Genomic DNA, 11,786 nt, shown 5'->3' on the forward strand with positions numbered 1-11,786 from the left:
CCCTTCTTGGGCAGCTTGTCGCCAGGGTGAAAGACCTGGCGGATCACGCCGGACCGATCGAACAGCAGGCCGATGACCTGTTCGGGCTGGCCATCGGCGCCGATCGTTTCGCCATGGACATTGTCCACCAGCGTATCGGTGGATGGGGCCTGCGCGGCATGCCCGGCAACCGGCAGGGCTGCGGCGGCAAGCAGGGCGGCGATGAGGGCGGGGCGGGTCGCCGGACGCAGGCTGATCATGCCGGCTTCTGGCCACGCAGCGGCAGGCGGCGAATCAGCGCGCTGGTATCCTGGCGGCCTGCGCCCAGCGCCTGCACTTCGGCATAGAACTGGTCGATCAGGGCGGTGGTGGGCACGCTGGCGCCCAGGCCGCGCGCTTCCTCGATCGCCAGGCCCAGGTCCTTGCGCATCCAGTCCACGGCAAAGCCGAAATCAAAGGAATCGGCGGCCATGGTGTCCCAGCGGTTGTCCATCTGCCACGATTGCGCGGCGCCGCCGGAAATCGCCTCGAACACCTTGGCAAGGTCAAGATGCGCGGCCTGGGCAAAGCGCATGGCTTCGGAAAGGCCGGCGATCGTGGCGGCCAGGCACATCTGGTTGACCATCTTGGTGGTCTGCCCCGCGCCAGATTTGCCCACGTGGACCACGCGCTTGGCATAGGCCGACAGGATCGGCCGGGCTGCTGCGATCGCCTTGTCGCTGCCGCCGCACATGATCGACAGGGTGCCGCTTTCCGCGCCGGATTGGCCGCCGGTAACCGGCGCATCCACACACAGGATTTCCTTGTCGCGACCTTCCACGGCAATCTGCCGGGCTATGCGCGCCGAAACCGTGGTATGATCGATCAGCACGGCGCCGGGGCGCAGCGTGGCAAAGGCGCCCTGCGGGCTGAGCACCACGTCGGCCAGGTCATCATCGTTGCCCACGCAGGTGATCACCGCATCGGCGCCTTCGGCCGCTTCGGCCGGGCTGGCGGCAATGCGCGTGGCCAGGCCCGGATTGGCGGCCATCCAGGCCTCGCGCCGGGCATCGCTGCGGTTGAAGATGGTCAGGCGGTGGCCGGCCTGGCTCAGATGGCGGGCGATCGGCCCGCCCATGGTGCCAAGGCCGATGCATGCGATGGTGAGTGGTTCGGTCATGCCCGCTGTTTAGCCGCTTTGTGCACCCGCGCCAGCCCTCCCTTGGGGCTGATCGCTGGATGCGGAAACGGTTTCTTTGCTGCCCCCTTTGCATTAGGGGGTGGCTCACTATGGAAAACCTTGTCCACAAGCTCGCCCAACAGCCGGCACATGCCCTGCTGTCCCTTGCCGACGTTCACGCGGCGGCCGGGCGAATTATGGGCAAGGTGGTGCGCACCCCCACGCTGCATAGCCAGACGCTGAGCCGGATCACCGGCGCAGAAATCTATCTTAAGTTCGAAAACCTGCAATTCACCGCCGCCTACAAGGAACGCGGCGCGCTCAATGCCCTTCTCCTGCTGACCGAAGAACAGCGTTCGCGCGGGGTGATCGCGGCCTCTGCCGGCAACCATGCCCAGGGCCTGTCGTATCACGGCACGCGGCTCGGCGTGCCGGTCACGATCGTGATGCCGCGCACCACGCCGGCGGTGAAGATCATGCAGACCGAAAGCGTGGGCGGCAACGTCGTGCTCGAAGGGGAAACGTTCGACGAAGCCTACGCCCATGCTCGCCTGCTTGAGGCGGAGCGCGGGCTCACGTTCGTGCATCCGTTCGATGATCCGGCCGTCGCGGCCGGGCAGGGCACCGTGGCGCTGGAAATGCTCACCGACGTTCCGGAGATCGACATGCTGGCCGTGCCGATCGGCGGGGGCGGGCTGCTTACCGGCATGGGCACCGCTGCGCGCGCGATGAAGCCGGGGATCGGCCTGGTCGGCGTGCAGGCAAAGCTGTTCCCCTCGATGTATGACAAGCTGAAGCACCAGAGCCTGCCGTGCGGCGGAGACACGCTGGCCGAAGGCATCGCGGTCAAGGAACCGGGGGCGTTCACCTCGGCCGTGCTGGCGACGCTGGTGGACGATATCGTCCTGGTCGATGAAGCCGCGCTCGAATCGGCGGTGGCGCTGCTGCTGCAGATCGAAAAGACCGTGGTCGAAGGGGCGGGCGCTGCTGGCCTGGCCGCCGTGATCGCCAACCGCGCCATGTTCGAAGGGCGCAAGGTGGGCATCGTGCTGACCGGCGGCAATATCGATACGCGTCTGCTGGCCAACGTGCTGCTGCGCGATCTCGCCCGCTCGGGCCGGCTCGGGCGCCTGCGCATCGTGCTGCAGGATCGTCCTGGCGCGCTCTACAGCGTGGTGGAAGAGTTCAACCGCCACCAGGTCAACATCCTGGAGGTGTGGCACCAGCGCATCTTCACCTCGCTGCCGGCCAAGGGCCTCACCGCCGAGATCGAGTGCGAAGCGCGCAACCGCGAGCAGATCGATCTCCTAGTGCGCGCGCTGCGCAACCGTGGCTATGACGTGACCCAGGTGGAACTGGCGTGACGCGCTGATCCGTTAACCCGTGCCGGGCAGGGTGTCCTGCCATGGCACGGGATCGCGCGGCGGCATGGAAATACACTCCGAAATGACCGGGCAGGCTTGTCGGCGGAACGGATTTCGTGGTTAACATGCTTTAACCCAGGGCCATGCCGGGGCACGGTGATGGGCACGACGCGCGCCGGATGGGCCGGCCAGCGACAAGGAACTGCTCTGGCTGTGACTGCGCCTGTCCGTTTTCCCCGCTTTTTCGTCACCAGCCCGGCGCCTTGCCCCTATCTGCCCGATCGGCAGGAGCGGAAGGTGTTTACCGAGCTGAAGGGGCCGGGCGCGGAAGAACTCAACGACGCCTTGAGCCGGATCGGTTTTCGCCGCAGCCAGACCGTGGCCTATCGTCCTTCATGCATTGAATGCACCGCGTGCGTTTCGGTGCGGGTGGTGGCGGGCGCGTTCCGCCCTTCGGCCACGCAACGCCGCGATCTGCGCCGCAACGGCGATCTGGTTGTCACCGCATGCAAACCGTGGTCCACTGCGGAACAATTCGACCTCTTGCGGCGTTACCTCGCTGCCCGTCATCCGGGTGGCGGCATGGCGACCATGGACGAAATCGATTTCGCGGACATGGTGGAACATACGTCGGTGAAAAGTTATGTGATTGAATACAGGGAGCCCACTGCCGATGGCAGCCCGGGCAAACTGGTGGGGGCCTGCCTGACCGATCAGCAGGGTGATGGGCTCTCGATGGTCTACAGTTTTTACGATCCACATCACGAAACGCGCGGCGGGCTTGGAAACTTCATCATTCTCGATCACATCCTCCACGCACAGAGGATCGGCCTGCCCTACGTCTACCTCGGCTATTGGGTCGAGGGATCGGCCCGGATGCAGTACAAGGTTCGCTATCGCCCGATGGAGCGATTGGGCCGGGATGGCTGGCACGCGTTCGAGCCCGGTGCCCAGGCAGATGCGATCGATCGCCTTGGCCGCAGCGATGGCGGCAATGCCATGCCGGCCAAGCCTGAACTGGCGTCCCAGCCGGTGGGCCATGGCGCGGCAAGGGTGGCCGGCACTGGCCTGGCCGAAGGTTTCCCTCCGCTCTGACATCTTCTGCCTGTCAGGCCTGGCGCGGGCTCTGGCCACGCTTGGGCTGGGCCTGGGTGCAACGCTCGGTCCGCTGCCGGCGCTGGGCCAGTCGCGCAATGCCGATCCCGCGCTTGAGGCGCTGATCCCGGATTCGGCGATCGACAACCCGCAGGCATGGGCGCGCGATACCGATGCGGCGCACACCACCGTGCCGGATGTTTCCACGCTGATCAGCCCCGATCCGCTGCCCGCCCTGCCGCCCATGCCGGGCATCACCCTGGAATGGCCGGACAAGGCCGATCTCCCCGCGATTGAGCCGCTGAGCCCCGATCCCGACATCGCCGATGCCCAGGAACAGGCCAAGGCCGCCGGCGTGGCGCTGGAAACCGATGATTCGGCGCAAGGGCTGCGCATCGCCAACGCAACGCTGGTGCATGTGGCCAACCAGGTGGAGCTGGCGTTCCCGCCTGATGTCACGCTGCCCGATCGCGATGCCATCGTTGCCCGCTTCAAGGGGCTGTCCGCGCTCGCCACGCTCAAGGACGATGAAGACAACCTGGCGCAGTTGACCCGGCGCGCCAAGAGCGACGCTGATCTGCTGCAACAGATACTGCGCGTCTATGGCTATTACGATCCCGACGTGATCCAGACGATCGAGCGCCCGACGACCACGCCCGTAGCGGCTGGAACGGCCGGCGCTGCTACCGGCGCGGGCGCCACCCCCGCCAAGGCGGAAACCGCTGAAGAGGCGCGGGCGCGGCGCCAGGCGAGCCTGGCCAAGGCCGTGGTACGGTTCGATATCCAGCCCGGCCCGCAATACCGTTTTGCCCATATCGCGCTGGGCGATATCCAGGCCGCCAGCGATGCCCAGAATCTGCGCGCCGCGTTCCACCTCAATGTTGGCGATCCGATCAATTCCGACAAGATCCTGACGGAAAAGGACAGCCTCAACAAGGAAATGGGCGAGCGCGGCTATGCCTTTGCCACGGTCGGCGAACCCGATCTGGTAATCGACCACGAACCGCGCACCGGCGATCTCAACCTGCCGGTTACCACTGGCGGCAAGTATCGCTTTGGCCACGTCAACAGCAACCTTCCGACCTATCTCAGCTCTCGCCACCTGGAACGCATCGCCCGCTTCCGCCCCGGCGACATGTACCAGCGCAGCGACATGGACGACCTGCGCGAGGGCATCCTTGCCACCAGCCTGGTGTCCACCGCCACGGTCAAGGCCCGCGAAGTGACCCCGCCCACCAATGGCCAGCCGGGCGTGGTCGACGTGGATGTTGACCTGACCAAGGCGCCGCAGCGCACGCTGGCGGGCCTGATCGGCTATTCCAGCGGCGAAGGCGCGCGGCTGGAAGGCAGCTGGGAACACCGCAACTTCTTCCCGCCCGAAGGGATGATCCGTTTCCGCGGCGTGCTCGGCACCCAGGAGCAGCTCGCCGGCTTCACGTTCCGCCGCAACAATTTCCACGAGCGTGACCAGGTCCTCACGGCCGATCTCTATGCCCAGACGATCCAGGTTCGGGCCTATGACGCCAACACGCTGTCGGCCACGGCCAGCCTGGAAAAGCAATCCACGCTGATCTTCCAGAAGCCGTGGACCTATTCGTTCGGCATCCAGCTGATCGGCACGCAGGAAACCACCAGCACCACGCCGCGCACCACCTATTTCATCGCCGCGTTGCCGTTGCGCGGCGCCTATGATGCCAGCGACAATCTGCTCGATCCCACCAAGGGCTGGCGCCTGTCGCTGCGCGTTTCGCCGGAACTTTCCACGACCGACGGCACGAAGTCGAGCTATGTCAAAACCCAGATCGATGCGAGCGTGTACCAGCATATCAGCAGCCGGGTAATCCTGGCGGCACGCACCCGGCTCGGCGCCATCGTCGGCACGCAGGTTGACAACATCGCGCCGTCGCGGCGGTTCTACGCCGGTGGCGGCGCGTCGGTGCGTGGGTATTCCTATCAGCGGGTGGGGCCGCTCGATGCCACCGGAGAGCCGACCGGCGGCCGCTCGCTGACTGAATTCTCGCTGGAAGCGCGGGTCAAGACCGGGCTGTTCGGTGGGGCCGTGGGCCTGGTGCCGTTCGTTGACGCGGGCACGGTGGGCACCAATGCCACGCCCACGCTGTCGGGCATGCGCCTGGGCGCCGGGCTTGGCCTGCGCTATCAGACCAACTTCGGCCCGATCCGCATCGACGTGGGCACGCCCATCAATCCGCGCCCGGGCGACAGCCGCCTGGGGGTCTATATCGCGCTGGGGCAAGCCTTCTGATGGTGCAGGAAACGGAAGATACCGGCCCGGCCGGCGCCCCCGCGCCTGCCCCTGTTCCGGCCCGCGCCACGCCGCGCCAGCCCGGCTTTGCCGCCCGCTGGGCCCGGCGCCTGGCCACAGGCCTGCTGCTGCTGGCAGCGGGCCTTGGCGTGCTGTTCCTGATCCTCGATTCAGCGATCGGGCATCGCTTCGTCATCGATCGCATTGCCCAGGTCACGCCGGGCTCGGGCCTGCGCGTCAAGATCGGGCGGATCGATGGCTCGCTGTTCGGCGCCTCCACCCTGCGCGATGTGGTGATCAGCGATCCCCACGGCCGCTTCATGACCGTGCCCGAGGTCGAGCTGGACTGGCGCCCGCTGTCGTGGCTGCACAGCGGTCTCGATATTCGCACGCTGGTGTTCCATCACGGCACCTTGTGGCGCACGCCCAAGATGAACCCGGGCGATCCCAACGCGCCTATCCTGCCCGATTTCAATATCCGCATCGATCGCTTTGCGCTGGATGACCTGACGATCGCCAAGGGCATCGTCGGCGATCGCCGCCATATCGACGTGCAGGCGCGCGCCGATATCCGCAACGGTCGCGCGCTGGTCGATGTGACCGGCAAGCTGGGCGGGCGCGATCGCCTGGTGCTGCATCTAGATAGCCAGCCCGATCGTGATCGCTTCGAACTGGGTGGCATCTATGATGCGCCGCGCGATGGCCTGCTGGCCGGGCTGTCCGGCCTTCGCCGTGATGTGCATCTGCGCGTCGCCGGGCGCGGCAGCTTTGCCGATTGGCACGGGTTTGGTTGGGCGCAGCAGAATGGCAAGACCATGGCGGCCTTCCTGCTCGACAATCGCAGTGGCACCTATCGCTTGGCTGGCCAGCTGTTTCCGGCCGACCTGATCAAGGGCACTGCGGCGGCCGCAGCCGGCGGCAAGGTGTCGCTGCTCTATCAGGGCACCTTTGCGCAAAGCCATGCGCAGGGCACGGCTTTTGCCATTACCCCCACGCTGCGTGCGATGGCCCAGGGCGGCCTTGATCTGGCCAACAATCGCGCCGAAGCGATCGCGGTCAAGGCGCAAGTCCTGCGCCCGGAAAAGCTGCTGGCCAATCCGCAAGCCGATGGCGTGGCGCTGACCGGCACGCTCGATGGCGCATTCACCGATCTGTCGTTCCAGCACGTACTGACGATCCGCAATCTGCGCTCGGGCCAGATCACTGCCCAGGGCCTGCGCACCGCTGGGACCGCGCGCTGGGATGGCAAGGCACTGGTCCTGCCGCTCGATGTAACGGCACAGGTTCTGCGCAGCGGCCAGGCCATGGTCGATCAGCATCTGTCGGGCGCGCGCCTGCAGGGCAGCCTGGCCTTGCGCGGCAATGCGCTCTCGGCCGATCCGCTGGCGCTGCATCTCAAGGGGCTCGATGCGCGGTTGACGCTGCGCGGCGATATCGCCCGCGGCGGCTATGCCCTGGCCGGGCCGATTGTGGCGCGCGGCTTTGCCGTGCCCGATGTCGGCATGCTCGATGGCACGGCCAAGGTCTTGATCAAGGTGGGTGACAACCTGCCATGGTCGATCCAGGCCAATGCCGCCGGGCGCCTCTCGCGCCTCAGCAACGCCACCCTGGCCAATCTCGCCGGTGGTGACGTGCGCTTTACCGGCAGCGCGCGCATGGGCGGCAATATTCCGCTCACGCTGCGCAAGGTGGCGGTCAACGCGCCCAAGCTGACGCTGACCATGGATGGCCAGGTCGGCCAGGACGGCACTGCCAGCGTGGTCGGCCAGGGCCGTTCCACCGATTACGGCCCGTTTACCGTCGATGCGCGCATGGCCAAGGATGGCCCGCATGCGGAACTGGTCTTTGCCAGCCCGCTGCCGGCCGCTGGCCTCAAAGACGTGCGCGTGGGCATCAGCCCGATCGCCGATGGCCTGGGGATTACTGCGCAAGGCCAGTCGCGCCTGGGGCCGTTCAACGGTTCGATGGGGCTGTTCTCCCCCAAGGGCGGGCCGACCCGGTTGCAGATCCAGTTTCTGCGCGTGTGGCAAACCGACGTGAGCGGCGGCGTCACGCTGGGCGGCGACGGCGTGACCGGCGATCTCGCGCTCAAGGGCGGGGGGCTCGACGGCACGATCCATCTCGCGCCGCAGGATGGCGGGCAGATGGTCAAGGCGCTGATCCTGGCACGCAATGCCAAGTTTGGTGGCGATATGCCGCTGGCCATCGGCAATGCCAAGATCGACGTGGACGGCCTGTTCGCCAAGGGCAACAGCACGCTGACCGCCAACGTCACGGCGCAGGGGCTTGCGGCGGGCAAGGTGTTCATCGGCCGGATGGCGGCCAGTGCCGCGCTGGTCAACGGCTCGGGCAGCGTCACCGCGTCCATCGCCGGGCGCCGCGGCACGCAATTTGCGCTGCAGGGCACTGCCGCGTTCGAGCCGGACAAGATCGTCGCCTATGTTGCGGGCAACTATGCCGGCCGCACGGTGGACATGCCGCGCCGCATGGTGATGGAGCGCGAGGGCGAGGGCTGGAAGCTCAATCCCACCCAAGTCACTTTTGGTCGCGGCATCGTCATCGCCGAAGGCCATGTGCTGGGCGGACCCACCAAGATCGACCTCAAGGTCGCGCGGATGCCGCTGTCGGTGCTGGATATCGCTGTGGCCGACCTTGGCCTGGGCGGCCTGGCATCGGGCCTGATCGATTACAGCGACGATGGCACCGGCGCGCCGCAAGGCCATGTTGCGATCCAGGTGCGCAACTTCTCGCGCTCTGGCCTGGTGCTGACCTCACAACCGGTGGATCTCTATCTGATTGGCCAACTCGATGCCGCGTCGTTGCAGACGCGCGCGGTGGTCAAGGATCAGGGCGCGGTGCGCGGACGCTTGCAGGCGGCGATCGCCGATCTGCCGCGTGGCGGCACCCTGGCCGAACGCCTGCGCGGCGGGAAGCTCAACGCCCAGGTGCGCTACAGCGGGCCGGCCGAATCGCTCTGGCGATTGGCGGGGGTGGAAGCGTTCGACTTTACCGGCCCCCTGGGCGCAGTGGCCAATATTACCGGCACGATCGATGCCCCGCTGTTGTCCGGCGCCTTGGCGGCCAAGGGCCTACGTGTCCGCTCTTCGCTGATCGGGGCTGATATCCAGAATGTGGAAGCCGCCGGCAGCTTCGATGCCTCGCACCTGGCGTTGCAGCACTTTGCCGGCACCACCAGCAATGGCGGCAAGGTGGAAGGCAGTGGCACGATCGACCTCTCGGCCATCGCCACCAAGGGCGTGGGCATCGACCTGCGCCTGGCGGCCAGCAACGCCCAGTTGATCCGGCGCGACGATATGTCGGCCACGGTGACCGGGCCGTTGCGGGTGATCAGCACCGGCAATGGCGGCACCATCGCCGGCCGCGTGCGGATTGACCAGGCCAGCTGGGCGCTGGGCAAGGCCAGCGCGGCGGCCGATCTGCCGACGATCAAGACGCGTGAAATCAATGCCCCGGCCGATGCCGCCCCGGCCAAGGTGCCTTCGGCGCCATGGCAGTTCATGATCGATGCCGTCGCCGCCAATCGCGTGGCCGTGCGCGGCATGGGCCTCGACAGCGAATGGGGCGCCGACATTCACCTGCGCGGCACCACTGCCGCGCCCGAGATCACCGGCACCGCCGAAGTGATCCGGGGGGCCTATGAATTTGCTGGCAAGCGCTTTGACCTGACGCGCGGCAAGATCCGCTTTACCGGCTCCACGCCGATCGATCCGCAGCTCGATATCGTCGCCACGGGCGATGCCAACGGGGTGACGGCCACGATCAGCATCACCGGCACGGCGGCGCATACCTCCATCGCGTTCAGCTCAACCCCGGCGCTGCCCGAGGAAGAATTGCTCAGCCGCTTGCTGTTCGGCACGTCGATCACCCAGATTTCCGCGCCAGAAGCGGTGCAGCTGGCCTCGGCGCTGGCCAGCCTGCGCGGCGGCGGGGGCGGCGATCCGATCAACAAGGTGCGCAGCGCCATCGGGCTCGATCGCCTGCGCATCGTGGGGGCTGATGCCACCACCGGGCGCGGCACGTCGATCGCGGTGGGCAAGTACCTGGGCCGCCGGTTCTATCTGGAACTGGTGACCGACGGACGCGGCTACAACGCCACCTCGATCGAATTCCGCATCACCCGCTGGCTTGCCCTGCTCGCCACGATCTCCACGATCGGGGACGAACAGATCAGCGTCAAAGCGAGCAAGGACTATTGAGGCGAAGGTCCGGCGCCCGCGCATGTGGGCGCCGGACCACCGGCTTCACGGTAAAGGAGATGGTGCCGAGTGCTCAGCGCGTGATGGCGGCGGGGCGCAGGCGGCGGGTGGCAATGCCCTGGACCCAGGCCAGCAAGGCTAAGCGCTTGCGCACCAGCACATAGGCCGCCCCAGCTACGGCGGCGCCCACCACCATGTCGACCAGGTAATGCGATCCCTCGATCGGGGTGGCGGCCAGCAGCACGAGGTTGAGCGGCACGATCAGCGGGCGCAGGTGCGCGATCCGCCAGGAAAAGGTGATGAACAGCAGGCCGCACACAGTGTGGAAGCTGGGCGCGGATACCAGGCCAGTGACCGAAGACAGCTCGATTCCGGCCAGGCGATGGGCGCGCAGGGCGGCGATCACCGTGCCCTGGTCCAGCCCGTTGCTGGGGGCATAGGGCACCGCGCCGTGCCACAGGTGCGATAGCGCGCCACGTGCCGGGAACAGCGGAAACAGCACCAGCGTGATGACCGCAGCCAGCCAGAAGGTGAGCAGGAACTCGCGCGCCTTGTCGCGTTCCCCCTTCCAGCTGTGCCAGATCAGAATGGCCCAGGGGTACAGGAACACGGCGTTATAGGCCGCCGATCCGGTATATTGCAGCACCGGATGGCGCACCACCAGGGCGTAGAGGCCGAGCCAGTCGAAATGCAGTGCCTCGTCCCAGCGTTGCAGGGCATCGTCACAGAACCCGCGTGAAATCGCTGCCACCTGATAGCTGGCCACCGCGCCAAGCACGCCGATCGCGATCAGGATCAGGCCATATTCGCTGAGGTTGCGCAGCCGGGCCTGCAACGGCGTGGTGGCGCGGGCACAGTGGCGCCAGGTGGCCAAGAACAGGGCGACAATCAGGGCCAGCACCGCGAAGGACGGGCTCGCCACCACGACTGGAAGGCGATTGCCCACCATCATGGCCATGACGACCAGCGCCGAACCGCCGACCAGTGCCCACAGGCAGCGATCGACCGGCGGCGCGGCGCGTACGGGCGCCAACGATGTTTCAGGCGTCATCGGCTGGAAAGGGTGGGCCGTGCCGCTGGGTGGTGGAACGGGCATCGGGCGCGGCCGCGAAGGACCAGGGTGTGGCGGCGGCGCAAGAGACCGGGGCTGGACAGCATCATCACAAGGTTCTCGTTCGATCTGCGGGCGCATCAGGCCTGGTCCCTTGTGGTCTGTCGCGCCGCAGATGAGAGAAACGCGATGGGCGCTGTCGCCAAGCTGAACCGGGCGGGTGTTTGCCCCAGAATGTCGCCGTCGGCCTGGATCGGCACGGCGTCCTGCCCTGTCACCGTGACGGTCTGCGCCGAAAATCGCTGCCAGGCCGGATCGGCAAAGCGGGGGTTGACCATGGCCGCCAGCGCCAGCCGCGCAATGTCGCGCCGGCGCGCGCGCGGCAGCAGCAGCACGCGAAATTCGCGGCAACGCAAGTCTGCCTGGGGATCGAGAGTCCACGGCCCGGCATAGAAGCGGCCCTTGAGTACGAAAACCGCTTCGGCGCGGTGGGCTGCGCCGTCGATCGTCACGGCCAGAGCCGGGCGAGGCCAGCGCCAGAGCTGGGCAATCAGCGCCAGGCCATAGGCGGCGCGGCCCCACCGCCGCTTGGCCTCAGGCGTCACCCGCGCCACCACGGCGCTGTCTGGCCCGACCGAGGCGCAGCACAGGAAGGCCG

General features: G+C 67.1%; 7 protein-coding genes and 1 pseudogene. 4 read left to right on the top strand and 4 right to left on the bottom strand.

Annotated elements, in window-relative coordinates:
• Positions 1-239: pseudogene (locus tag H926_RS33620) on the bottom strand (hypothetical protein); the annotation flags it as partial.
• Positions 236-1,138, bottom strand: a complete 903-nt coding sequence (locus H926_RS0118640; protein ID WP_022677646.1) for an NAD(P)-dependent oxidoreductase — start codon at positions 1,136-1,138, stop codon at positions 236-238. The gene H926_RS0118640 and the pseudogene H926_RS33620, both read right to left, overlap by 4 nt.
• A 110-nt stretch (positions 1,139-1,248) precedes the next feature.
• Between H926_RS0118640 and H926_RS0118645 the strand changes: the two genes are divergently transcribed.
• The 4 genes from H926_RS0118645 (at position 1,249) to H926_RS28870 (ending at position 10,077) form a co-directional block, all read left to right on the top strand.
• On the top strand, positions 1,249-2,502 hold the full coding sequence (locus H926_RS0118645) for a threonine ammonia-lyase (RefSeq protein WP_022677647.1): 1,254 nt from the start codon (positions 1,249-1,251) through the stop codon (positions 2,500-2,502).
• A 213-nt stretch (positions 2,503-2,715) separates the two neighbouring features.
• A complete protein-coding gene (locus H926_RS28865; protein WP_082209234.1) occupies positions 2,716-3,597 on the top strand; it encodes an arginyltransferase in 882 nt (293 codons plus the stop codon).
• Complete coding sequence (locus H926_RS0118655; RefSeq protein ID WP_022677649.1) at positions 3,542-5,860, top strand: autotransporter assembly complex family protein; 2,319 nt, start codon at positions 3,542-3,544, stop codon at positions 5,858-5,860. The genes H926_RS28865 and H926_RS0118655 overlap by 56 nt, the downstream gene beginning before the upstream one ends.
• Complete coding sequence (locus tag H926_RS28870) at positions 5,860-10,077, top strand: translocation/assembly module TamB domain-containing protein (protein ID WP_022677650.1); 4,218 nt, start codon at positions 5,860-5,862, stop codon at positions 10,075-10,077. Before H926_RS0118655 ends, H926_RS28870 begins: the two co-directional genes overlap by 1 nt.
• Positions 10,078-10,150: 73 nt before the next feature.
• Here the strand turns inward: H926_RS28870 and H926_RS28875 are convergent, their stop codons facing one another.
• Both H926_RS28875 and H926_RS33625 read right to left on the bottom strand, forming a co-directional pair.
• Positions 10,151-11,110 (bottom strand): phosphatase PAP2 family protein, encoded by a 960-nt coding sequence (locus H926_RS28875; protein ID WP_158271917.1) that lies wholly within the window; start codon positions 11,108-11,110, stop codon positions 10,151-10,153.
• A gap of 158 nt (positions 11,111-11,268) precedes the next feature.
• A partial coding sequence (locus H926_RS33625) for a hypothetical protein (protein ID WP_022677652.1) occupies positions 11,269-11,786 on the bottom strand: 518 nt, incomplete at its 5' end.

It is taken from the genome of Novosphingobium sp. B-7 (genome assembly GCF_000410615.1).
GTDB lineage: Bacteria > Pseudomonadota > Alphaproteobacteria > Sphingomonadales > Sphingomonadaceae > Novosphingobium > Novosphingobium capsulatum.